We start from the raw sequence: 23,005 nt of genomic DNA, 5'->3' as shown, positions 1-23,005 counted from the left end.
CTGCTTAGACTATTTAGCGAAGAATTTTTTGGCACGTTCAGTTTTCGGGTGATCCATAACTTGCTCAGGCGTTCCATTTTCGATAATTTCGCCCTTGTCTAAGAAAATCATCCTAGTCCCAACTTCACGGGCAAATTTCATCTCGTGCGTCACGATTACCATCGTCATTCCTTTTTTGGCAACTTTCCTAATCACATCCAAAACTTCGCCAATCATCTCTGGGTCTAGCGCTGAAGTCGGCTCATCAAAAAGCATGATTTTCGGCTCCATCGCTAGCGCCCGCGCAATTGCTACTCGCTGTTTTTGACCGCCAGACAAACTATTCGGCGAAGCGTTCGCTTTATCCAATAGTCCAACATCGTCCAATAAACTTCGCGCCAATTTTGTCGCTTTTTGATCTGAAAATTTGCGCAGCTTTTTCGGAGCTAATTTAATATTTTCAATCACACTCAAATTCGGAAACAGATTAAATTGCTGAAAAACCATGCCAATATTCTGACGCAACGCGTTCAAGTTTACGTGTGGATCAGTAATTTTTACTCCATCGACGATAATCTCGCCCGAAGTCGGCTCCTCCAGCAAGTTCAGACAACGCAAGAACGTCGACTTGCCAGAACCAGACGAGCCAACCACCACGACAATCTCACCCTCTTCAATTTCCACGTCAATATCGCGAAGAACTCGATTCGTGCCGAACGTTTTTTTCAAGTTTTTAACGCTGATCATCGTCATGCTTCAATTTCCTTTCTACTCGCGCCATTACTCGCGTAAAAATCGCCGTCAAAATTAAGTACATCGCCGCAGCGGCAAATAGCGACTGAAAAGCTGTCGCCGTCTGAAAACGAATATTGTCCGCGCCTCGCATAATATCATTCAAGCCAATCCAACCAACAACCGAAGTTTCCTTTAATAGCGCGATAAATTCACTAATCAACGCCGGCAATGAATTTCTCATTGCTTGCGGTAAAATGACTAGACGCATTGCCTGCCAATTACTCAAGCCCAAAGACCTGGCTGCTTCCATTTGCCCTTTGTCGATACTCTGAATTCCGCCACGAATAATCTCAGCGATGTACGCACCGCTATTTATTCCGAACGCCACCGCCGCCACAAAAATCTTCGGCATAAATTGATACGACCCAAAAACGACATAATACATAATCAATAACTGAACCAAAAGTGGCGTGCCGCGAATAATATCGACATAAATTTTTCCCAAACTAGCCAGCGGATTAAAGTTCGCGAGTCTGCTTGTTTTCATCCTGCCAAATGGTCGTAAATTCGACGTGCGCATCAGGGCGACAAGTACACCAATTGCCGACCCTAAAATAAGCGACAGTACGGTCAAAACCAGCGTCACCTCTAATCCATGCCATAAAAATAGCCATCGACCGCCGCCAAAAATCACTTCCCAAAAATTCACGATTTAGCCTCCTCGCCAAAATATTTGCGGATCAGCTTTTCATAGCGGCCATCTTTTTTCATCTTGGCAATTTCTTTATTGACCTTTTCTAGGAGGTCTTTATTGTCCTTTTTAATAGCAATCGCATAACTTTCATCGCTGAGCGCGCCCGGTAAGATTTCTAAGTCAGAAAATCCAGCCGAATATTGCTTTGCGGGAGCGTCGTCCAGAATGACCGCCTCAATTTTTCCCGAACTTAATTCCTGCAAAACACTCGGCGCGGTTTGGAATTGCGTGACTGATGCGCCAGCAGTTTTAGACGCCAAAGTATCGCCAGTCGTACCCAGCTGTACACCAATTTTTCGCCCTGGCAATTGATATTTATTGCGAATCGGACTGCCCTTTTTAACAATTATTCTCTGTGACGCCGAATAATACGGATCTGAAAACAGCGCATTTTTCTCTCGCTCAGGCGTCACCGTCATTCCAGCCGCCACCATATCAATTTGACCACTATCCAACGCCGGAAGTAGCCCGTCAAATGACATATCTTCGACCTTCAAATCTTTGCCCAAGCTTTTAGCAATTTCCCTCGCCAAATCAACATCAAACCCAACCACTTGATTGTTATCAATATATTCAAACGGCTTAAATCCAGCATTCGTACCCATCACTAAAACATCAGTTTTTGAGCCAATTACGCCATCTCGATGTAAAATATCGCCCAACATCAAACAAATCATCCCCGCAAATAAAACCAGCCCAATCCACCAACTAATTCCGAATGTGCGCGTCTTATTCTTGCTCATGCTTTTATTATACCCCTTCATCCTCAAAAAACGTAAGTGATATAATAGAATGGTGAGAAAAATTAAATTTACCAAACGTTTCTGGATTAAATCAATATCAATAATCTTGCTTTTTTTGGCGGCATTTTGTTTAATTGCGGCGCGCTATAAATATATCGTCTTTAAAAATTCGCAAATCGACGAGATAATTTTTTATTTCGTCAACGGATTAGCTGGTGGCAAATCTGACAATTTATGGTCGGCCGTCCTGCAGAATCTTCCGCTGGTTTTCCTATTATTCGGCGCTTTATTAATCCCAATGTTCGACAAATCGATCTCTTTTATCAATCGCATAATCGCCTTTTGCTTGAAAAAAATCAAATCATCACGAAAACTCACCTTGCCGTTTTTGAGATTACGAAATCAAGCAATTTACTCGCTGAGTATGTTTTTAATTGCAATTGTCCTTCTGATTCAAAGTTTCGGCATCCCTAACTATATTTACGCCCTGACCCAATCGACCAAATTATACGAAGAAAATTACGTCAATCCAAAAACCGCCAAATTGACTTTCCCAGAGAAAAAACGCAACTTAATATACATCTATTTAGAGTCAATGGAAAACACTTTGGCGTCAAAGGCTAATGGCGGCAGCTCCGAAACCTCCGTTATTCCAGAGCTGGAAGAATTGGCGTTAAAAAATACCTCATTCTCAAACAAAGCATCCGGTGTCGGCGGCGCCTTGCCTGCAACAAACACTGGCTGGACTGTAGCGGGAATGGCTGCGCAATCTGCTGGCGTCCCACTGAAAGAAAACTTAGTTGGCGGACGCGACCATAACGCCCTGGGCGAGTTTAAAAAGTTCTTGCCAGGCGCTTACAGTCTTGGTGAGATTTTAGAAAAACAAGGCTATAATCAAACATTTGTTATGGGCTCTGAGGCAAGTTTTGGCGGACGCGATAAATTATTAACTCAACACGGCAACTTCAATATTGAGGATTACAATTACGCCAAAAAACACGGAAAAATATCCGAAGATTACAAAGTTTGGTGGGGTTATGAAGATAAAAAATTATTCCAATTTGCCCGCGAAGAAGCCTCGCGTTTGGCGGCGTCAGACAAGCCATTCAACTTGCAATTATTGACCGCTGACACACATTTTACCGATGGCTATTTGGATGAAACCTGCGCTAAAACCTTCAGTAATCAATACGACAATGTCCACGCTTGTTCCTCAAAACAGGTCGCCGCATTCGTCAATTGGGTTAAGTCTCAGCCATTTTATGAAAATACCACAATTATCATTTCTGGCGACCATTTAGGCATGCAGACTTCATACTACGACGAAAAAATTGGCGGAACTAATTATCAGCGAACCATTTACAACACGTTCATAAATCCAGCTATTTCGACTAGCCATTCAAAGGATCGTCAATTCACGACATTCGATATGTATCCGTCAACTTTGGCGGCGCTGGGAGTTAAAATTGACGGCGACCGCTTAGGTCTGGGCACAAACTTATTTTCTGGAAAGAAGACCTTAGTCGAGCAATACGGCGGAATTGAAAACTTAAATTCAGAACTTTCCAAACGTTCCGCTTATTACGAAAATAAGATTTTCACCAAATCCGGCAATTAGCCATTGTAGCCATTCGGATTATTGCTCTGCCAATTCCAAGCGTCGCGGCAAGCATCTTCAATCGTCAATTCTGCTCGCCAACCTAATTCTTTTTCTGCCAACCCCGGGTCCGCATAGCACGCCGCGATGTCACCCGCTCGACGTGGCGTAACTTGATATGGAACATCGCGACCAGACGCCTTCTCAAACGCCTTCACTAATTCCAAGACTGAAGTGCCACGACCGGTGCCGATATTATAGACTTTATATTCGTTCGGTCGGCCTAAATTCTCCAGAGCTGCCACGTGAGCCTTTGCCAAATCAACCACGTGAATATAATCGCGCACACCAGTTCCATCTGGAGTGTCATAATCATCGCCAAAAACGCTCAAATGCTCTCGCTTACCAACAGCAACTTGCGACACAAACGGCAGAAGATTATTTGGAATTCCGGAAGGATCTTCCCCGATGCGGCCACTCGGATGCGCGCCAACTGGATTAAAATAGCGGAGAGACGTAAATTGCCAATCTTGATTCGTTGCAGAAATGTCGCGGAGCATTTGCTCAATCATCAACTTTGTCTGACCGTATGGATTTGTGGCAGACAACGGCATATCTTCGGTAATTGGTAATTTAGCTGGATCGCCGTAAACTGTTGCCGAACTAGAAAACACCAGTTTCTTCACACCAAATTCTTGCATCACATCAAGCAAAACCAACGTGCTTTCAAGGTTGTTTTTATAGTAAAGAAGCGCCTTTTCAACCGATTCACCAACCGCCTTCAACCCAGCAAAGTGAATTACAGCATCAATTTTCTCAGTCTTAAACAATTCTGATAGTCGCTGATGATCGCATAAATCAAATTCATGAAACGGTATTGATTGACCGATGATTTCTTCAACTCGCCCCAGACTCTCGACGGATGAATTTGATAAATTATCGACCACCACTACGTTATGATTTGATGATAATAGTTCGATGATAGTGTGACTGCCGATATATCCAGCGCCACCAGTGACAAGAATATTCATACATTTAACATATCACAAAATGGCTACTTATTTTATTAGCACTCTTGCACTGAGAGTGCTAATTTGCTATGATAGCTATATCAAATTTCACCATTCTGTCTTTTGCTGGGGCGTAACAAATTAGACCTAAAAAACCAAAAAGGAGGATTTTATGCCACCAAACATGAATCAAGAGGAAACAACTAAGCCGCTCGAAAAATTTGGTACAGATATAACGGCGTTGGCGCGAGAAGGTAAACTCGATCCAGTGATCGGTCGAGATGAAGAAATTCGACGCACTATGCAGATCCTAAGTCGCCGCACTAAAAACAATCCCGTCCTCATCGGTGAACCGGGAGTTGGTAAAACCGCGATTGTTGAGGCGTTGGCGCAGCGAATCGTCAAAGGTAACGTTCCCGCTTCACTGAAGGACAAGCGACTAATTTCCCTGGAAATTTCCAGTCTTCTGGCGGGCGCCAGTTTCCGCGGACAATTTGAGGATCGATTGAAAGCCGTTCTGAAAGAGGTAGAAGATGCGGCCGGCGAGATTATTCTTTTTGTCGATGAAATTCACACCATGGTTGGCGCTGGAAAAAGTGAAGGCAGTATGGACGCGGGCAATATGTTAAAGCCAGCGCTGGCTCGCGGAAAATTACATATGATTGGCGCGACGACGCTCGCTGAATATCGCCAATATGTCGAAAAAGATGCAGCCTTAGAACGAAGGTTTCAACCAGTTTACGTTGGCGAACCAAGCTTTGACGACACTGTCGCCATTTTGCGCGGATTGAAGGAAAAATACGAAATTCACCACGGAGTAAAAATCGCTGATGACGCAATCGTGGCAGCCGCCAGATTATCCACCAGATATTTGCCCGACCGATTCTTGCCAGACAAAGCAGTCGACTTGCTTGACGAAGCAACCAGCTCACTTAAAATGCAATTGGAAAGCGTGCCAATTGCACTGGATCGATTGAACAATAGACGCTTGCAATTGGAAATTGAGGAAGCGGCGCTGAAAAAGGACAAATCCGACCACGCCAATATTCGCAAAGATGAAATTAAGGAGCAAATTGCCGAGATTCGTGCAAAAGCCGAAGTGATTGATAAAAAATGGCAACACGAAAAAGACATTTTGCAAACCGTCAACACGACTACCGAAAAAATGGACAATCTGCGCTCACAATTAGAAATTGCTGAACGCGACGCGGACTTAGCCACCGCCAGCCGCATTAAGTATGGCGATTTGCCGGAGCTGGAGAAAAAATTAGCAAGCGCCCGCGAGGAGCTAGCAGCAATTCCAACTCACGACCGATTACTCCGCGAAGAAGTTACGCCTGACGATATCGCCGGCGTGGTGGCGCGCTGGACCGGAATTCCGGTGGAGCGATTGATGGAAAGTGAATCTAGCAAATTGACCAAATTGGAAGAATCAATTAGCCGCCAAGTCATCGGACAAGATCGCGCTGTGACAGCTGTAGCAAGCGCCATCCGTAGGTCACGCGCTGGACTCGGCGATATCAATCGACCGATTGGCTCATTCCTATTCCTCGGCCCTACTGGCGTGGGAAAAACAGAAGTCGCGCGCAGTTTATGTCGTGAATTATTCGACGACGAGCACGCCATGATTCGAATTGACATGAGCGAATATATGGAACGCCACGCCGTAGCCAGATTGATCGGTTCGCCTCCAGGATATGTCGGCTATGATCAGGGCGGTCAATTGACGGAAGCCGTTAGACGACGTCCGTATAGCGTGGTTTTGTTTGACGAAATCGAAAAAGCACACCCCGACGTGTTTAACGTACTGTTGCAAGTTTTAGACGACGGTCGATTGACGGACGGACAAGGACGAACGATTGACTTTAGCAACACCATTATCATCATGACCAGCAACGTCGGATCGCAAATGATTATGGACTACACAGGTGATGACATTAGTTCTCTCGACAATCAAATTTTAGAAACGCTTCGTGGTCATTTCCGTCCAGAATTCTTAAACCGAATTGACGACATCGTGATTTTTGATCGCATTCACCCTGAATCGATGCGTGCAATTGTTGACGTGCAATTAGAAAAAGTTGTTCGCCAAGTTAAAGATAGTCGCGACATAACGCTGAATTTTGACAATAGCGTTCGTGATATGTTGGCGCGATACGGCTACGACCCAAGTTTCGGCGCTCGACCGCTTAAGCGTTTGATTCAAAAACGCGTGCTTGATCCTTTGGCGCTCGAACTGATCGACGGGCGAATTCACGACGGAGATACAGTAAAAGTTGCTGTCGCGGATGATCGAATTGCCTTTACGAATATCGTATAATAGACGCATGGATCAAATTCGCAACGAGTACTTGGAAAATCATACCAACAAAACCTATCAAGAGCGGATGAATCAGACAGCGTCATCCAAATTCGGAGCTATCGCAAAACATCTTGGTAAAAACGTTAAATTGCTTGATTTCGGTTCTGGTTTCTCGCCAGAATTCATCAAACAAGTGACGCAAACAGAAACTCACTACGTAGCCTATGATGTTTCACAAATTGTTCAATCTCAGCTTCAAGAAAATAACATTGATTTTGTTACTAAAGAACAACTTGAAAACACCAAAGATGAGTTCGACATCATCTATATGTCGAGTGTATTTCACGAATTGATGAGCTATCTATCTCGACCCGAGCGCACTAAAACGTTCGCAATGCTAGATAAAGCACTCAAGCCTGACGGCACCATTATCATCCGCGATTGGGGTCCCGGTGAGACGTCAAGCCTAGTCGCGTCTATCGAAGTAGCATCCGAAGATGTCAACGATGAAGTTTGCACATGGATCGAAGCGCTTGTTAAAAATTCAGTGATTAGCATGCCTACTATCGTTTGCGACGACAATGATAATCCTATCACTCCGTACCTCTACAAGGCAAATAGTCAAACTATTTACGAAATCATGTTTCACGCGGTTTGGGGGCTAGATTCACTTGAACGCGAATCAAAAGAATCGTACGTTATCATGAACCACCTTATTCACAAATGGATTTGCGCGCCACGCGGTTACAAAATAATACAGTCGCAGAATGAATTCGATGAAACCTATTTGCCACATTTACAAAAATACTTCAAAATCGATAGTATTCCATGGCCAACAAAGGTTATTTACGAACTAAAAAAAAGATCGTAATAACACACCAGCAAACTTTATAACACAACTACCACAATGAATTACAACGATAAGCACTACAGACTAACCATCAAATCAGCGTTTTTAGGAATTTGCAGAATGCTTGCTTTACCGAAATATTTCTTGCTAACAATTGTCGCGACCATCGCCTTCGCTATAGTAATTTATTTCGCAATCAACGCCAATTTTTACGGACCGCTGATGATGTCGCGCTTACCAATCATCGATAAAATCGCGCTGCTCGGTTCGATGATTATAGACATCTTCAAACAAAGTTTCACTTCACCAAATGGCGCGCTACTTATGGTAGTATCAATTCTTCAAGGTGTATCGATCGCCGCTGTAATTTTTACAGCAAAGAATAATCGCGACAATGAAAAAACTGTATCTCGACAAGTCGGATTAAGCGGAATTGCATCAATTGCCGCAACAATTGGACTCGGCTGCGTTCCCTGCGGAACGTCACTAATCTTACCAATTGTAACCCTATTTTTCTCGGGAGCTGCTGCCGCTACCGCCGCAAATATCGCCAGCACAATAGTCCTTTTGTTGGCTTTGCTGCTCAGTTTATTCTCGCTATATAAATCAGGTCAAATTATTTTTATGTACACAGAATTATCTAAACAGGAGAAAATATGAATCGACAAAAATCATCAGGCATAGCGCTTATTTGGGTTCTTTCGGTAATTGTAATCGTGGGAATCGTAGCTTTGTTTATCTATGGAATTGTCAATCGCCCGCCGAATCGTCACATTGGCGATAATAAACCGTGGAATGAAAAAATGTCACAAGGATCCGCTGACGCGAAAAACGTATTCATTGATTATACTGACTATTTTTGTTCATTTTGTGCCGAGGTTGAAGCCGCAACCAGCACAGAGTTCTTCAAAAATGACTATATTAAATCCGGAAAGGTTCGTTATGAGCACCGTGTGGTAACGCTATTAAAGGAGATGACCAACAATACCGAAACCGGTGCTCACGCTGCGTTTTGTGCTGCTGATCAAGATAAATATTGGCAGTACACCCACGATATCGTCCCGCGCATTAAAAGCGATTATTTCGATAAAGGAATTGGTGTAAAAAACGTTGCTGTGCCGAAAAAAATCCCTGCTCTTCCACTGGAATATTTCCTGACTTCCGCCAAAAACGTCGGCATGAATGAATCGCAATTTTCTGACTGTATGACCAAAAAGCCACACCAAAAAGAAATTGATAGCAACACACAAAAAGCCCTGTCGCTTGGCGTGAATGGATTGCCATATATGGTTATTAACGACTATCAAACCAGCGGATTCGTCGGCGGAGAAAACGGATTAAGAAGTATTCTTAAGGCTGGCGGTGTCGAATAATTATTTGATTTGCCGCATAGAACTGTACCGTTTCCATTGTCAAAAATATCAAGCACCCGCTTATGATAAGCGTAACGTTTTTCTATTTGTTTCGCTATTATTGAATAGCTATTCCCACCTAAATAGCTTAATGGCTAAGAAATAAACAGCGAAAGTCCAAGCCGCGATAATACCGAATTGCGGCAATATTTCCATAAAACTTGCGTGCTCGGTCATAATTAACCGGAATCCATCCGTAACTGGAGTCAGAGGAATAAACTGAGCGACACTTCGCAGCCATTCCGGAAATAGATGAAGTGGGAAAAACGTACCAGATAAAAACATCATCGGGAAAGAGATTAAGTTACTTAATGACGATGACTGATCTTCGTTCTCTGACAATCCGGCAATTAATAACCCCACACCCACAGTCATAAATGCAGACAATACAGACATCATTACAAATAACGCCCAGTCGCCTCGCATATTAAAGTGGAATATCAACGTTCCAGCGATAACCATCATCACCAAACTGAGTAAGGAAATCATCGTATAATGAATTGCCGTGGAGATGATTAGCTGGCCCGAAGTAAATGGCGCCGCACGTAACCGACGATATAGACCACGTTTCTTCTCAGCCGGTATTTGGTTAGATAGACCAAAAATACCCATACTCATCAAACTGAAAGTTAATAGTCCCGTAAACATGTAGTCAAACGATTTTAATTGCTCATCACCAATCGCTTTACCAACAGCTTTAAGCGGAGCTTCAGGCTGGCCCATCTGACTATTGATACTATTGGTAATTTGATTCATCACCGCCACCAACGCGCCGCCTGTCTGCTCAGAACCCTTGGAGTAAATAACATTCATAGTGCCTGTTGGAATAGGATGATTGCCGTTATTTTTTATCGCGCCAAAATCGCTTGGAAGCTCAATAATACCGTTAAGCTCCGACCGCTTCATTTTTTCGCGTGCGTCATTCATATCTTTAACGTCTTTAATTTTGAGAATCGAATCCTTCGAATTTTCTTTGGCATTTTTAACAAAACTTTTGGCAAATTCCGTCTGTGAATTATTAACGATTGCAATATTAAAACTGGTCGAATCATTACTAAAAACCGACCCGAACACTAATAGAAAAATCAGCGGAAAAAGGAAAGTGAAAAATAGCGCCATTTTATCTCGGACGAAACGCTTTTGCTGAGCGCGAACTTGCCCGAATATTCCAATCCAATATTTTTTCATATTAATCCCGAATTGCCTTTCCTGTTAAATCAATAAACACGTCCTCTAAGTTGGCTTGCTCGACAACTTGTTCCTTCTTAAAACCACGCGCCAATAATTGCTGAATGAGATTGTGTGGCGTATCAATTGTGATAATCTTACCGCTATCCATAATTGCCAGACGGTCACATAATAATTCCGCCTCGTCCATATAATGCGTCGTCAAAAGAATCGTAATTCCCTCGTCGCGAATTTCCTTAATTAAATCCCACAAATTTCTACGCGCCTGCGGATCAAGCCCCGTAGTCGGCTCGTCCAGAAACAACACTTTTGGATTATTCACCAATGTCGAAGCAATCGCAAAACGCTGTTTTTGACCACCAGAAAGTTGCTCGACGTAATTCTTAGCCTTTTCCGTCAATTGGACCTTAGCGAGCAGCGCCTCAGTATCAACTGTTCGACCATATAAACTACCAAACATTTTCAATTGTTCACGCAAAGTCAGCTTATCATAAAAAGCCGTCGACTGAAGTTGAATACCAATTATATTCTTAATATCCTTAGGTTTCTTAGCGACATCTATGCCATCAATTGTAGCCACGCCGCCATCAATTGGTCTGAGCGCTTCCAGCATTTCCAATGTTGTTGTTTTGCCCGCGCCGTTAGGACCAAGAATCCCAAATATCTCGCCCTTTTTAACTTCAAACGATACGCCGTCAACCACGTTATTTCCATCATAAGTCTTAACGAGTTTATCGACTTTTATAATTGGCTCAAGTTCCACTCCGTAAATTCCTCTCTGTTGTAATTTTTGATCAAGCTAGTCTCTACTTATTATCAATAATAACAAAACCAAAATACTAGTGCTATACTTATAATATGCGCATTCAGAGAAAAAAAGCAAAACCAAAATCGAAAAAACTATTTATTATCATACCGTTTTTGATATTGCTATTTTCGGCAGGGCTATTTGGGATATATTTCCTCAATCAATCACACTCGCGACAAACGACTGCGCCATCTGACGAAAAGTATTATTTTGCCGACTCGAAATATTCTGGCATTCGCTCAAAATTTGTCACCAGAGATAACAAACGGGAAAAAGTTTCAATTGAATATCCGATCACGGAAAATGAAAAAATTAATCGCTTAATTAGCGAGTCGATTGATAAAATTGATCGCGATTTTCAAAATACGGTTTTACTGGCGACAGTTTTTGATAAGCCAATGACCGAAACAATTAGCTATCAAGTCATGCACAACACTTCAGAAGCGCTGTCGATTATCGTCAATATTAAGCAGGATATGAACGGCGCACATCCAGCATCAATGACGCAATTTTGGACTTTCGACAAAAAATCTGGCGAAGTTGTCGGCTTGGCTGATTTTACAGAACAGTCCGATGAAGCCGCCGAAGCAATCATATCCGCTGCCAAAAATAGCATTTCTCAGACCATCAAACAACGTCAGCAGCCAGAAATTGACCTGAACGAAATCATAAATAAAGAAGCTTTATCTAATTTCATCATCACTAATAACGGCAATTCATTGGCTTGGCCACTCGGTCAGGCGTCGCTACTACCATCATCTTACGGCGAATTGACAATTACCGTGCCAATTTCCTCCGTCTCTAAATATCTGCAAAACCCAACAGCTCGGAAACTAGCCAATATTCCCAAGCCACCCGAGCCAAAGCCAGAACCAGCACCAGCACCCGCTGCGCCAACACCTGCACCAACCACTGGCAATAAAGTGATTGCCTTGACGTTTGATGATGGACCAGGTCCATACACCGCGCACCTACTGGACATCTTGGATCAGTATGGTGCGAAAGCGACATTTTTCTTGATTGGTAGCAAAGTTTCTGGGCAAGCTAGCGTCGTACGTAGTATACAGGCGCGTGGTCATCAACTGGGCAATCACTCGTGGTCACATCCGGAACTACCTAAGCTATCAGTTGACCAAATTGCTGGCGAAATCGACCGTACTAACGAGGCCATCAGGCAAGCCACTGGTGTCAAGCCGAGCATCTTACGACCACCTTACGGCGCGGTCAACGGCGTTGTCCTGGAACAGCTTCGCCTGCGGAATATGTCATCAATCTTGTGGTCGGTCGACACGCGGGATTGGGCTGATCGCAATAGCCAGATTGTCTGTTCACGTGCCGTCGCTGGCGCTCGCCCTGGAGCCGTCATCTTGATGCACGACATACACCAAACTTCCGTCAATGCCGTGCCGTGCATCCTCAGCTCACTGAAGCAGCAGGGGTATTCATTTGTGACGATACAACGGTTGAATTAGTCCGACTGATCAATGTTAAACACCTTGTATTTCGAGGTTGCACCGCGTAGTAATTTTACCCGTGAAGGTGCCACACCAAAATATTTTGCCAACAACTTTCCTGCCGCTAGATTCGCTCGCCCCTCAATGGCTGACGCCTTGGTGTAGATTGTCAGCGAACCATCATCGTTCGGGACGACTTCTTCGCGGTGGCGAGAGTTGGGTTTGAGATGGACGGAGATTTTCATAATTCAATAATCATTACCCTTAAAACGATATCACCTCCAGCTCCCGCGGCAAAATCTCCTGTACTTCCACTGAACCTGCTACCAAATGATAACCATGCAGCTTTGACGGCAAGTCACGCTCGGCTGAACGCCAATTAACCGGGTGATTTTCATCAAAATAATCCAGCAGCTCCGCATTCAGAAAATGATCGCGCGGCAGACCCACTGAACCGTCCTGATTGACGACCAGGACTATCGACAAGCCCGACGTTACACCATCTTCATTCTTGGCATACGCCGCCGTCACCAAATGAACCAGCGGCTCAAATTTCAATACTGACTGATCACTCGCTTCCACCTGCGCCTGACCGCGGCGCGCCAGCTGCTGATTGATTTTTGTTGTCAATTCCTCGACACTCGGCTTACCGTCGCCCGCTCGACAATAATCGCAACCATCCGCTGCCTCGACATATTCCAGCAGCAAATCCATATCAACGTCAGTGTCTTTAACGCCATGCTGCGACAATTGCTCCACCATCTCATGCAGCGCGCCCAGCAAACTATAATCATTGACATTCCTGGCAGCATCACCGATGCGGATGATGGCACGAGCGATGATGATGGTTTTGTTTGGTTTGTTCATGCATTCTCCTTAGCATCTTTACTCCGCTCCAAAAGCATTTGTAAGCACCCAGTAGCCAACAACGGGCGAACATAATAATTTGCGTGTGTATCAGGTGTCACAATTACCATCTCCGACCATAGTCAACGCCTGCCGCAAACTCCGCACCGGCGCCGCATATGGTACATTAATTTCTGCAAAATGCTGGCGGGCCGCAGTAATTTTACCTCGTTCATTGACGCTCAAGTGATTATCGTTAATATCATCCGAGCCTTTCGTTTCCGCTACAAAGTAAATCCGCTTATCGCCATCAAACGCCACCGCCCAATCTGGATTATACTTACCGACCGGGGTATCAATTTTGAACCAACTTGGTAGCTTAATATAGAATTTCACATCAGCATTATCCTCCAGCGACTGCATGAATTCACGCTCAACTTCCGAATCAACCGCCACATAATCGTAGATGGTTTTTGCCAGGTCGGTCACTGCAACTGCCCCACTCTTCATCGCTGCATCATACAGGTATGTCTGTAATTCACTATTCTCAAACAACGTCATGTCATAATGCTCACCCGTTCTGTGATATTTAACACCGTCAATTGCCAAGCGCTGCTTCACCCGATTAATCGCCCGAGCCGTCTCATCAATAACCTGCTGTGGATTAATAGCAATCTGCTCAAACATCCCCGCCTGATCAAGCACATCAAATATCACCCGGCGGGTCATTTGTGTCTGGCGCTGAATATCCGCTAATAAATTCGGTATCTTAACTTCAGTTTGGCGTGCCGCATAGGCGTTAAAGCCGGTCTCGCGCACCATAAAACCGCTGTCATTATTCATCGAGTCAATCAGTGTTTTAGTATCAGCAATGTGCGGTTTGCTAATAGTGACCTGCGCTAATTCATTAGCCGCCTCCGTTACTAACTTCTCTGTATCAATTGTCACCCGATAAGTCGTCTTATGCTTAATTTTATCCCATAATTCCTTAAAGGCCGGATCAAGCGCCCGTGATTTCTGAAACCTGACAGGTCGCCGATTATCACGATTCTTGATTCGTCCGCCGAAGTGGATACCGGTCTCTTCCTCAATCTCCGTCTGAAGCTTCCGGCTAAACTCTGCATAACTTTCATTAGCCACTACCGTTAACACATTGACACTATCATCATACACTCGTTGTCCATCAATATTGACCGGCAGACGCAGTCCTCGTCCGATTTCTTGGCGCTTTTTCATTTGGCTCGACGTTTCGTTAAGCGTACAAATCTGAAAAACGTTGGGGTTATCCCAGCCTTCGCGCAGCGCCGAGTGGCTAAAGATAAACCGTAGCGGCTCATTTATATCCAGCAGTCTTTCTTTATCCTTCATGATTAAGGTATATGCCGTATCATCGTCCTTCGTCCGTCCACCCTCACCCTTGGTGTCACGAGAATCTTTCCACTGACCACTCTTGCCTGCCGCAAAGTAACCATTATGAACCTCACTTGCTGATAAATTATCCATGACGCCGGCATATTTTGGTTTAGACGAGACTTTGATGTAGGCTTCCTCAAACCACTTAGCAAACTTACCCTTACTGGCACCATTCGCCGTATATTCGCGATAGTTCATGACCTTATCGATAAAGAATAGACTCAGCACTTTGACGCTACTCCCCAGTCGGCGCTGTTTATCAAAATGATCATCAATCGTCAGTTCAATCTGCCGCTTGATAATATCATCATGCAATCTTTCATCGCGCTGACCAACGTAAACTACCTTACCATTACTAAACTCCACGCAATTATCACCGTGATTGATTGACTCGATATAGTAGCCAGCGTAGACCGAACGTCCCGTCTTTGCCTCCAAATCGTCGCCCGGAAACACCTTGATGATCTTGCGCTGCAAGCCATACTCGTCACTCGCATCTACTTCAATTTTAGCAAACGAACGAGTCTTCGACTGGCGCTCTAGCGACAATACATTGATGTACGCATCATTATAATTATCCTCACTCTGGACACTATGCACCTCGATCTTCTTGACTAGGCCTTTATCGTAGGCATCGACTGGAGTCAGCCGATAAAGCAAATTGTATAAGTGCTTGTGCGTGGCACTATAGCGCAACGTACACAGTGGATTAAGACTATCAATAGCATTCCGCCGTATGTCCGTCTCCATATTCTGCGGCTCGTCGAGAATAACTACCGGGTGAGTAGCCTTAATAAAGTCGAGTGGCCGGCCATAGTCACTCTGCCGATTCATCACATTCTGTGCCTTGGCAAAGCTATCAATGGTAATCACCATAATCTGCAAGGTATCGTTCGTGGCAAACTCACGCGCCTGACCCGTCTTCTTACTGTCCCAAACGTAGTAATCCATCTCTGGCTTGTTGTAGAGATTGGCGAAGTGTTCCCTGGTAATCGCCAAATTCTTCAGCACACCCTCACGGATCGCCACACTCGGCACCACGATGATAAATTTCTTCCAGTCGTAGCACTGATGCAGTTCATGAATCGTCCGCAAGTATACATACGTTTTACCCGTACCGGTCTCCATCTCGATGGAGAAGTTCATGCCGTACTTCAGAGATTTTTCACTGGTTTCCAGTGGAAAATTCGTCGGAAAACTAAAGCCACCTTCTTTCGTCTCGCTTTTCTCGATGTCATTTTTCTCTTGAATTTTATGCGTATTCTTGATTATCTGCACTATATCTAGCGTCAAGCTATTTCCCTTGGCGATAGTCGCCTCCAAGCTTAACTGCCCATTCTGATCCATATGGCAAGTCGCACCGTCACTATCCGCTGGCTGCCCAGCAAATATATCCACCACCGCCTGGATAGCATCAAGTTGATACTGCTGGTTAGAGTCAAATTTTAGTTTCATAAAGCTAATCAAGTACCCTTCCTGCTACTCTTTAAAGATCCGTTGTCTATCTCCGCGACGGCCTTTCCTCTTGTTAACACATCCAGTAGACTTAGAAACGCTTGCTTCATATCAATCCAGTCAGATGATTTGATTTCTACAGTATCACCTACTTTGTAGTTCTTTATATTTGCGTCCAAAACCTCAGTACTATTGATAAACTTTTTATCAACTACACCACCCTTATGTACCAGCAAATGTCTTACCTCAAGATAAAAGCATAGCTTCTTCTGAAGATCACTTTCTAGTTTAATTCCTTTATTGAAATAATTTTTAAAATTATTCAGTATGGATTTTAAATCTTGAAAGTTGGGTTTGTCACGCTCGAGTATTAATGCTCCCAATTTATTGTCAAAATTAAGCTCGTTATCAATAATATCTCTTATCGTTACTTTTATTTCATTTAGTTTCTTGTTTTCCATATTAATGTCTGTTTTATTATTAAAGCTATCTACAAAATAGTCCTTTAGAATTGCCTCTAAGGATGAGACAGCCAAAACACACATTTGAGAATATATTACACTGAACTGCTCCTTCATAGACTCTTCTTTTATGTTTTCAAGAGAATCAATGTTATTCTGAATTACCTTTTTGTCATTATGTACAAGCTTTTTTGATTCATTTATTACTTTCTCAAGGCATTGCACCGCTTGGTCTCGCATTATCATAGGCGTAGATTCAAGCTTCTCTATTTTTTCAAACCTTGATTTTAGCTTTATTACATATTCATTATCTTCATCACCATTCATCGCGCCACCTCCACGAAATTCGGAAATCCCGAATTTTCTAGATAACTATTCACAATTTCCGGACAAGTGACTATTCCGTTAGCCGTCTGGTTTTTCCAGACAGCTGGAGTTTCTCCGGGCTTACTCCCGCTAGTCAAAGACAGTTTATCGTTCATGGTATTGTAAAACATAAAATCACCATTTTACTAATTCTCTTTGCCATTAGATGGTTCAATTTTTCGTAACAATTGGGATAAATCTTGAGTTAGAATAGCCTTAATCTCATGACCATCAACTTCAACTGTCACTAGTCTTACGCCAAACTCATTTGATATGCTCAATTGAGTGCGTATAAAATCACTGTCTTGAATACTAACGTTTTCGAGAACCTTGATTTTTGGTTGTACTAATCCGTTACTCTCGAGAGTTTTTAATATTTTATAAGGCATAGCTGCTTTTTCATTTTCATATTCTAAACGCCCCATAGCTGAAGCGAGCAGTAGAGAAAAAGTAGCGAACATACTTAAGAAAAAAATTGGATATATAATATATTGAACATAAGGTTGCCACCTTAGCTCCCGCGCAACAAAGAATAGTATAAGTAGAATAGTAGCCAGGGTTATCAAAGCCCATACTATATGATGCAGTCTAATATATCCAGGGTATTCAGAACCTCTCTTTTTTACAGGAATCATAATCATTTTATGATTCTCAATTATGTTCCACGATAGCGGAATGCCTATTATGATAGTAAGTATTGTTATAGGTACAACAAAAGATGTGCCGACAAAATATTTATCCAACTCTGATTGTCCAAACAGAGGAATTATGGCTGCTATAAATGCAGCAACTAAGCCCAGTATACTTATTATATTTTGAAAACTAGAGTCTTTATCATTCATATAAACCTTCCTTATATAAAAATTGCTATAGGCTTCACAATAAATACCCTGCCTTCTATAATGATCGGTATTTTATCTGGAACGTTAAACATCTTACTTATATCACTATCTTCTTTAACTATGCCGTTAAACGAACCAAAAAGCACGGTATCTAAATAGTCTGACTTTATTAGACCTAAATCGGTTGATTCAAATATATTAAATCCATACTCTTCAACCCTAACTATCTTTCCAAAAACACTATACTCACCACGCAATAATCGTTCTATATTGAATTGTTTTGCAACATCTTCATCTAATTCAATGAGGCACCTTGCGTTTTCTATATTTTCACAAGATAAGAGTGTGTCTCCTATCGGCTTAATAAGTTTACATATCTCGTCCATCTCTTTCGTTAATTTAGTTTTACTCTTACTATTAGTAAACTTGTTACCTAAAGCCATAGCTTGGACCATCGTGTTTATCAGCCTTACAATTTCGATTTTTTGAAATTTAGACTTAAACTCAACAAAATCTCCAACACTGGACTCACCATCCAAAGTATATTTAACTTTATCTCTTTCAGTAAGTATAGCCCTTAGTTTAGCAAATAAAGAAACACTTGTGTGAATCTTTTTAGAAGAAATTTCTTTACTATTTGATTGAGTTTTTTCTCTAGATTTATTAAAACCACCCTCTCCGTCCATACTCAAGAAGCCAAGCGGTATTTTACCTTGTGAGTTAATTCTTGCATTGTCTACATTAGAGTCATTTTTTGAATCGCTGTAGACAGTTTTAATCTCCTGAAATTGACTAAGACCATCTTCAATCACAGCAAGCATATCAAATACAGTTTGGTAATCCAGATAAACCGGAGTGGGTATAGTCAGCTCTTGTGGGCATTTATCTTGCAACGTCTTTCTCTTAAGCTTGCGTAAAAACATCACACCACCTCCACCTCTACACCCTGCCGTTCGGCTTGTAAGAGCAAGTTTACTTTTAGATTTACGTCGTCACTGAAGGCTCGGTCGAGGAGGATGACACATGACGGACTGTCGGCGAGGATGGTCGCAGATAACTCTTCTGCCATGGAATGCACCAGGCAAATGACGAGCTTTTCGGACGGAATAAGGCAGAAATTATCATGCTGCTCAATCTTCGCCAATGGCGAGATGCCGCGCTTGAGCAGAAGCTCGGTCAGCAGATCATCATCGGTCGTACCCTCCTTTAGCGGATCGAGATTGGCGAGCGCCTGCTGGCGAATCTCCTCCGGATCGGAAACCAGCTCATTCCATTGCTTAAAATTACTATAATCCACCCGATACGCCCGAAAACCAAGGTCAAGCGGGACACTGCGAGACGCTAGCTTGTCCGCCTGGTCAGCACGGATTTTGGCACCCGCCCGGCGAATGCGCTCACGAGCAATATCAGCGATGGTGCGGTAGCCAGCTTTATACGCCTCCGACTTCTCGTCGGTCAGCTCAGGCAGCTGCACGCAAATCCAGCGACGGTTACCGCCGTCTTCCGCATTGAGCTCGGCGACAGCATGAGCGGTTGTGCCAGAACCAGAGAAGAAGTCGAGGATGATGTCGTTATCATCGGTCGCTAACTGTAACATTCTCTTGATGTAAGGTATGGGCTTAACCGTATCAAAAATCTGAAATTCAAACATCTTTTTTATTTCGTCTGCGGCATTTGCGGCATTAGACGCATCACTCCAAATGGTCTCCGGGATGTTGCCGCTATTTTCGCTAACATATAGTTTCCTATAGACCTTATCAGATGACGAGGAGTATACTAGCTTATCTTCTTCATCTAGCCTTGCCATCGATTCTTTATTCATCAGCCATAGTCTCTCGGAAAATATCTGTCCAGTTTTTGACTTAAACTCATATCTGGATCCACCTTGGGTTCCACGAGCCCACACGCCAAGCAACCGATATGCTCCACGGGGATCATTATCGGGGTTTTTATAAGCCCTTAGCGTCGTCTCATCAAGTTCAAGCCTATTAAAATTAAGGTTGTCAGTTGAACGAGCAAAAACTAACAAGTACTCATGGTTACGGCTTAAAAACTTCGCGGAATTATCTTTACCCCTTTTGCGTTGCCACACAATCTGCGCTACAAAATTCTCCTCCCCAAATATCTCATTCATCATCAGGCGGAGGCTGTGGACTTCGTTGTCGTCGATCGAGACGAAGATGACGCCGTCTTGGCGGAGCAGGTTGCGTGCCAAAAAGAGGCGTGGATACATCATGTTTAGCCAGTTGCTGTGCTTGTGCCCGCCGGTATTGGTGCGCAGGCCGTCATCTCGCACAACATTACCCTCATCATCAGTGATGCCCGCCTCTGCCTCATAGCTACGGCGTGTCTGCTTGAAATCGTCGTTGTAAATGAAATCATTACCAGTATTGTAGGGCGGGTCGATATAGATCATCTTAACCTTGCCATAATACGCCTTGTGCAAGATCTTTAGCGCCGCCAGATTATCACCCTCGATAAACATGTTACCCGTCGTATCCCAATCGACGGAATTCGCCCGGTCAGGATGGAGCGTCTGGACAGTCTTCTCCTGGATGACAGCAAAGACGTCGCTCTTACCCTTCCAGCCAAGCCCATAGCGTTCGCCCAAATCAACCGCCTCGCCTAAAGTCGCCTGAAGCTTCTGCCAGTCGATTTTGCCCTCAGTGACTGCCTCGGGGAAGAGCTGCTGGAGTTTGTCAATTTGTTGTTGGTGTATATTGTCGTTATAGCCGTTCATTTTATTCGCCACTCCCACCGTCTAGGCTTTCTTGCATGTATCGGTAGACCGTAGATACGATTTCTTTCACATCTTCGTTGATATTTTTATAGTACAACTTATCGTAGGCTTCGTCGCCATACTTGCGGATTGGATCGCTGATGAGAGCGTGAATAAACGACTGGGTTGCACCATCAACGCCTTTGAAATCTAATGTGACTTTTTTTCGCTGAGCTAGGGTTGGCATAATTTTGTTTACACGCAGCTCCTTAGCCTTTTCTTTATTCTCAGCAAACGAGCCGACAACTGGCTGCAAATGGATGATCATATAAAATTTGGCCTCCTGTATTTTATTCTCTTTCGTTCACGAATCGCTTCGCCGTATACGCTGCCAATATGAGACATGATTGCTTTAAACTCTGGTGTGTTATCCAGCGCGATGTCTACAGCAACTAGCGTGCCGTGAAAATCTCCCAAATCATTAGTCCGCCTACTATTGTCGCGAAACGGGTCGGCGTATAATGTAATCGATTTTTGGTCGGTCCTATTTTTCAGCAGCGTATATTCTGCCTTGCCGCTGTATATCGTAAAATAACTGCGGGTAATCTTGGCAATTGATTTAATAAAAAACAATCCGGCACCAGCATTTTCACTCGTACCACCCTCTCGCGAAGTTGTTCCTGTTATGCCCGGAGTAAGACTGTACCGTACCGCTTCCAGATCATCTTTTGGATGCCACGTCTCGTTCATGCTTTTCCAGATTCCTATACCGGTATCACAGATGGCGATACTGACTTTATTCGTTTTTTTATAGTATTGCGCGGCAACGATAGCGCCGCACTTCGCGTTAGCATGCTCTAAAACATTGCGCACCAGTTCGCCAATAATATATTTGATAACCATCGCGTCCTTTTCCGGCAGGTGCAGCAATGGTATCATTTCGGCGATAAAATAAGATTGGTCTTCGGGTGTTTTTATGACAGTTAGCGGCACAAATCGCCCAGCTGCTTCTTTTTCTTGATATGTAAATGGCGATACTGTGCTTGCTAAGTTGTAAAGCCCCATTCTATCAAGATAGATACCGGTAGCTGGAACTGTACCAATAATTTTCGTTTTATTCTTACCAACTTGCATGGCCAAAGCAGCCACCAAGGCAAGGTTAGCCGGGTGAACTGTTATCCATTTATCGTGCGTCGCAATTTCCAGCTCTTTAGGTTTAGACCAATCAATAGACCGCAAAAAGGTTTGTATATTGCGCAAGTTCCCCTGATTCGACAGAAATACCCTCATACTATAAACAGTATACCCGTAGGATACATTTCTTGTCAATATGTATCCTACGGGGAAATATACGTGATTTTATGTAATTGACTTGTACGAATGTTTTGTCAATATAATATGGTCAACCAAACTAATTCCTAACAGTTCACCCGCCTGGCGTAAACGGTGCGTTACTTCCCGGTCTGCTTGACTCGCCTCCAAACTCCCGCTCGGATGATTATGCGCCACGATAATCGAGGCGGCACGATCGGCGATGGCGTCGGCAAAGACCTCGCGCGGATGTACCAGGCTGGCGGTCAGCGTGCCGATGGTCACTACCCGCTTGGCGATCAAACGATTCACACCGTCCAGCGTCAGACAGACGAAATATTCCTGCTTTTTATCACGAATGTCAGACAGCAGTTCGACGGCTTTTTCTGAGCTATCGATAATTGGCTGGTCGCTATCTAGCAAGTACCGCCGTGCCAGTTCCAAACTCGCCAAAATCACCGGGATTTTCGCTTCGCCCAAACCAACCACGCTACGTAAATCATCATACGAAACATCACCGCTCTTTTGACGCAAAATTTTCAGCACTTCGCGCGCAATCTTGCCGACATCGGCCCGAGCATTACCGCTGCCAATAATCGCCATCAACAGCTCCAAGTCACTCAGCCGCGCCGTACCGTAACGTGCCAACTTCTCGCGGGGACGATCAATTTTCGGCTTGTCGAGCACTTTCATAGTTTCATTATATCAGGCTTTAACCATTCATCAGCTGCCAATCTTCGCGCTATCATTTCGCGCAGCC

23 protein-coding genes are annotated in these 23,005 nt (G+C 43.7%); 6 read left to right on the top strand and 17 right to left on the bottom strand.

Going from position 1 to position 23,005, the window contains the following annotated elements; all coding sequences use genetic code 11:
- Positions 1-9: 9 nt before the first annotated feature.
- The 3 genes from LRM49_RS00270 to LRM49_RS00260 are packed head-to-tail and all read right to left on the bottom strand — an operon-like array spanning position 10 to position 2,211.
- Complete coding sequence (locus LRM49_RS00270) at positions 10-726, bottom strand: amino acid ABC transporter ATP-binding protein (RefSeq protein ID WP_243778168.1); 717 nt, start codon at positions 724-726, stop codon at positions 10-12.
- Positions 713-1,423, bottom strand: coding sequence for an amino acid ABC transporter permease (locus tag LRM49_RS00265; RefSeq protein WP_232272879.1), 711 nt, complete (start codon positions 1,421-1,423; stop codon positions 713-715). Before LRM49_RS00265 ends, LRM49_RS00270 begins: the two co-directional genes overlap by 14 nt.
- The gene (locus LRM49_RS00260) at positions 1,420-2,211 is read right to left on the bottom strand and encodes a basic amino acid ABC transporter substrate-binding protein (RefSeq protein WP_243777907.1); all 792 of its coding nucleotides are present in this window, start codon (positions 2,209-2,211) and stop codon (positions 1,420-1,422) included. Before LRM49_RS00260 ends, LRM49_RS00265 begins: the two co-directional genes overlap by 4 nt.
- Positions 2,212-2,263: 52 nt before the next feature.
- On the opposite strand from LRM49_RS00260, the gene LRM49_RS00255 reads away from it, so the two are divergent.
- A complete protein-coding gene (locus LRM49_RS00255; protein ID WP_243777906.1) occupies positions 2,264-3,829 on the top strand; it encodes an LTA synthase family protein in 1,566 nt (521 codons plus the stop codon).
- Here LRM49_RS00255 and galE read toward each other — a convergent pair.
- Positions 3,826-4,839 carry a UDP-glucose 4-epimerase GalE gene (galE, locus tag LRM49_RS00250; protein ID WP_243777905.1) on the bottom strand — a complete coding sequence of 338 codons (1,014 nt, stop codon included), beginning with the start codon at positions 4,837-4,839 and terminating at the stop codon, positions 3,826-3,828. The genes LRM49_RS00255 and galE overlap by 4 nt on opposite strands.
- A 151-nt stretch (positions 4,840-4,990) precedes the next feature.
- Here galE and LRM49_RS00245 point away from each other — a divergent pair, with 151 nt between their 5' ends.
- The 4 genes from LRM49_RS00245 to LRM49_RS00230 are packed head-to-tail and all read left to right on the top strand — an operon-like array spanning position 4,991 to position 9,343.
- The gene (locus LRM49_RS00245; protein ID WP_275973018.1) at positions 4,991-7,138 is read left to right on the top strand and encodes an ATP-dependent Clp protease ATP-binding subunit; all 2,148 of its coding nucleotides are present in this window, start codon (positions 4,991-4,993) and stop codon (positions 7,136-7,138) included.
- A gap of 7 nt (positions 7,139-7,145) precedes the next feature.
- Complete coding sequence (locus tag LRM49_RS00240) at positions 7,146-7,991, top strand: class I SAM-dependent methyltransferase (protein ID WP_243777904.1); 846 nt, start codon at positions 7,146-7,148, stop codon at positions 7,989-7,991.
- 36 nt (positions 7,992-8,027) lie between these two features.
- Complete coding sequence (locus LRM49_RS00235; RefSeq protein WP_243777903.1) at positions 8,028-8,630, top strand: hypothetical protein; 603 nt, start codon at positions 8,028-8,030, stop codon at positions 8,628-8,630.
- A complete protein-coding gene (locus LRM49_RS00230) occupies positions 8,627-9,343 on the top strand; it encodes a DsbA family protein (protein ID WP_243777902.1) in 717 nt (238 codons plus the stop codon). Before LRM49_RS00235 ends, LRM49_RS00230 begins: the two co-directional genes overlap by 4 nt.
- Positions 9,344-9,451: 108 nt before the next feature.
- On the opposite strand, the gene LRM49_RS00225 is transcribed toward LRM49_RS00230, so the two are convergent.
- Both LRM49_RS00225 and LRM49_RS00220 read right to left on the bottom strand, forming a co-directional pair.
- On the bottom strand, positions 9,452-10,570 hold the full coding sequence (locus tag LRM49_RS00225) for an ABC transporter permease (RefSeq protein WP_243777901.1): 1,119 nt from the start codon (positions 10,568-10,570) through the stop codon (positions 9,452-9,454).
- A gap of 1 nt (position 10,571) precedes the next feature.
- On the bottom strand, positions 10,572-11,333 hold the full coding sequence (locus LRM49_RS00220; RefSeq protein ID WP_232736164.1) for an ABC transporter ATP-binding protein: 762 nt from the start codon (positions 11,331-11,333) through the stop codon (positions 10,572-10,574).
- A gap of 95 nt (positions 11,334-11,428) precedes the next feature.
- Here LRM49_RS00220 and LRM49_RS00215 point away from each other — a divergent pair, with 95 nt between their 5' ends.
- Positions 11,429-12,850 carry a polysaccharide deacetylase family protein gene (locus tag LRM49_RS00215; protein ID WP_243777900.1) on the top strand — a complete coding sequence of 474 codons (1,422 nt, stop codon included), beginning with the start codon at positions 11,429-11,431 and terminating at the stop codon, positions 12,848-12,850.
- Here the strand turns inward: LRM49_RS00215 and LRM49_RS00210 are convergent.
- The 11 genes from LRM49_RS00210 to radC form a co-directional block, all read right to left on the bottom strand.
- Positions 12,847-13,077, bottom strand: coding sequence for a DUF167 domain-containing protein (locus LRM49_RS00210; RefSeq protein WP_243777899.1), 231 nt, complete (start codon positions 13,075-13,077; stop codon positions 12,847-12,849). The two genes, LRM49_RS00215 and LRM49_RS00210, sit on opposite strands and share 4 nt — an antisense overlap.
- A gap of 19 nt (positions 13,078-13,096) precedes the next feature.
- Positions 13,097-13,699 carry a hypothetical protein gene (locus LRM49_RS00205; protein ID WP_243777898.1) on the bottom strand — a complete coding sequence of 201 codons (603 nt, stop codon included), beginning with the start codon at positions 13,697-13,699 and terminating at the stop codon, positions 13,097-13,099.
- A 90-nt stretch (positions 13,700-13,789) separates the two neighbouring features.
- Positions 13,790-16,546, bottom strand: a complete 2,757-nt coding sequence (locus tag LRM49_RS00200; RefSeq protein WP_243777897.1) for a restriction endonuclease — start codon at positions 16,544-16,546, stop codon at positions 13,790-13,792.
- An 8-nt stretch (positions 16,547-16,554) separates the two neighbouring features.
- Entirely contained in the window at positions 16,555-17,334 is a 780-nt protein-coding gene (locus LRM49_RS00195; RefSeq protein WP_243777896.1) for a hypothetical protein, read from the bottom strand.
- Positions 17,331-17,489, bottom strand: a complete 159-nt coding sequence (locus LRM49_RS00190; RefSeq protein ID WP_243777895.1) for a hypothetical protein — start codon at positions 17,487-17,489, stop codon at positions 17,331-17,333. Before LRM49_RS00190 ends, LRM49_RS00195 begins: the two co-directional genes overlap by 4 nt.
- A 30-nt stretch (positions 17,490-17,519) precedes the next feature.
- Positions 17,520-18,215, bottom strand: coding sequence for a hypothetical protein (locus tag LRM49_RS00185; RefSeq protein ID WP_243777894.1), 696 nt, complete (start codon positions 18,213-18,215; stop codon positions 17,520-17,522).
- A gap of 11 nt (positions 18,216-18,226) precedes the next feature.
- Positions 18,227-19,138, bottom strand: a complete 912-nt coding sequence (locus LRM49_RS00180; RefSeq protein ID WP_445082941.1) for a DUF6414 family protein — start codon at positions 19,136-19,138, stop codon at positions 18,227-18,229.
- Complete coding sequence (locus tag LRM49_RS00175; protein WP_243777892.1) at positions 19,138-20,955, bottom strand: site-specific DNA-methyltransferase; 1,818 nt, start codon at positions 20,953-20,955, stop codon at positions 19,138-19,140. Before LRM49_RS00175 ends, LRM49_RS00180 begins: the two co-directional genes overlap by 1 nt.
- Before the next feature lies 1 nt (position 20,956).
- Positions 20,957-21,262, bottom strand: a complete 306-nt coding sequence (locus LRM49_RS00170; RefSeq protein ID WP_243777891.1) for an STAS-like domain-containing protein — start codon at positions 21,260-21,262, stop codon at positions 20,957-20,959.
- Entirely contained in the window at positions 21,259-22,224 is a 966-nt protein-coding gene (locus LRM49_RS00165; RefSeq protein ID WP_243777890.1) for an ATP-binding protein, read from the bottom strand. Before LRM49_RS00165 ends, LRM49_RS00170 begins: the two co-directional genes overlap by 4 nt.
- Before the next feature lie 69 nt (positions 22,225-22,293).
- On the bottom strand, positions 22,294-22,938 hold the full coding sequence (radC, locus tag LRM49_RS00160) for a RadC family protein (protein ID WP_243777889.1): 645 nt from the start codon (positions 22,936-22,938) through the stop codon (positions 22,294-22,296).
- Positions 22,939-23,005: the final 67 nt, after the last annotated feature.

Origin of the sequence: Candidatus Nanosynbacter sp. HMT-352 (assembly GCF_022819365.1) — a bacterium.
In the GTDB taxonomy this organism is placed as follows: domain Bacteria; phylum Patescibacteriota; class Saccharimonadia; order Saccharimonadales; family Saccharimonadaceae; genus Nanosynbacter.
Note: the sequence above shows the minus strand (reverse complement) of the source record. Positions and strands in the feature narration are given on the sequence as shown.

Bases quoted from the DNA above. Each gene is read 5' to 3' on its own strand.
- LRM49_RS00170 (WP_243777891.1), bottom strand. From the start codon at position 21,262: ATGATCATCCATTTGCAGCCAGTTGTCGGCTCGTTTGCTGAGAATAAA.
- galE (WP_243777905.1), bottom strand. From the start codon at position 4,839: ATGAATATTCTTGTCACTGGTGGCGCTGGATATATCGGCAGTCACACT.
- LRM49_RS00190 (WP_243777895.1), bottom strand. From the start codon at position 17,489: ATGAACGATAAACTGTCTTTGACTAGCGGGAGTAAGCCCGGAGAAACT.
- LRM49_RS00230 (WP_243777902.1), top strand. From the start codon at position 8,627: ATGAATCGACAAAAATCATCAGGCATAGCGCTTATTTGGGTTCTTTCG.
- LRM49_RS00205 (WP_243777898.1), bottom strand. From the start codon at position 13,699: ATGAACAAACCAAACAAAACCATCATCATCGCTCGTGCCATCATCCGC.
- LRM49_RS00180 (WP_445082941.1), bottom strand. From the start codon at position 19,138: ATGTTTTTACGCAAGCTTAAGAGAAAGACGTTGCAAGATAAATGCCCA.
- LRM49_RS00165 (WP_243777890.1), bottom strand. From the start codon at position 22,224: ATGAGGGTATTTCTGTCGAATCAGGGGAACTTGCGCAATATACAAACC.
- LRM49_RS00240 (WP_243777904.1), top strand. From the start codon at position 7,146: ATGGATCAAATTCGCAACGAGTACTTGGAAAATCATACCAACAAAACC.
- LRM49_RS00210 (WP_243777899.1), bottom strand. From the start codon at position 13,077: ATGAAAATCTCCGTCCATCTCAAACCCAACTCTCGCCACCGCGAAGAA.
- LRM49_RS00185 (WP_243777894.1), bottom strand. From the start codon at position 18,215: ATGAATGATAAAGACTCTAGTTTTCAAAATATAATAAGTATACTGGGC.
- LRM49_RS00225 (WP_243777901.1), bottom strand. From the start codon at position 10,570: ATGAAAAAATATTGGATTGGAATATTCGGGCAAGTTCGCGCTCAGCAA.
- LRM49_RS00215 (WP_243777900.1), top strand. From the start codon at position 11,429: ATGCGCATTCAGAGAAAAAAAGCAAAACCAAAATCGAAAAAACTATTT.
- LRM49_RS00260 (WP_243777907.1), bottom strand. From the start codon at position 2,211: ATGAGCAAGAATAAGACGCGCACATTCGGAATTAGTTGGTGGATTGGG.
- radC (WP_243777889.1), bottom strand. From the start codon at position 22,938: ATGAAAGTGCTCGACAAGCCGAAAATTGATCGTCCCCGCGAGAAGTTG.
- LRM49_RS00200 (WP_243777897.1), bottom strand. From the start codon at position 16,546: ATGAAACTAAAATTTGACTCTAACCAGCAGTATCAACTTGATGCTATC.
- LRM49_RS00195 (WP_243777896.1), bottom strand. From the start codon at position 17,334: ATGAATGGTGATGAAGATAATGAATATGTAATAAAGCTAAAATCAAGG.
- LRM49_RS00245 (WP_275973018.1), top strand. From the start codon at position 4,991: ATGCCACCAAACATGAATCAAGAGGAAACAACTAAGCCGCTCGAAAAA.
- LRM49_RS00270 (WP_243778168.1), bottom strand. From the start codon at position 726: ATGATCAGCGTTAAAAACTTGAAAAAAACGTTCGGCACGAATCGAGTT.
- LRM49_RS00235 (WP_243777903.1), top strand. From the start codon at position 8,028: ATGAATTACAACGATAAGCACTACAGACTAACCATCAAATCAGCGTTT.
- LRM49_RS00175 (WP_243777892.1), bottom strand. From the start codon at position 20,955: ATGAACGGCTATAACGACAATATACACCAACAACAAATTGACAAACTC.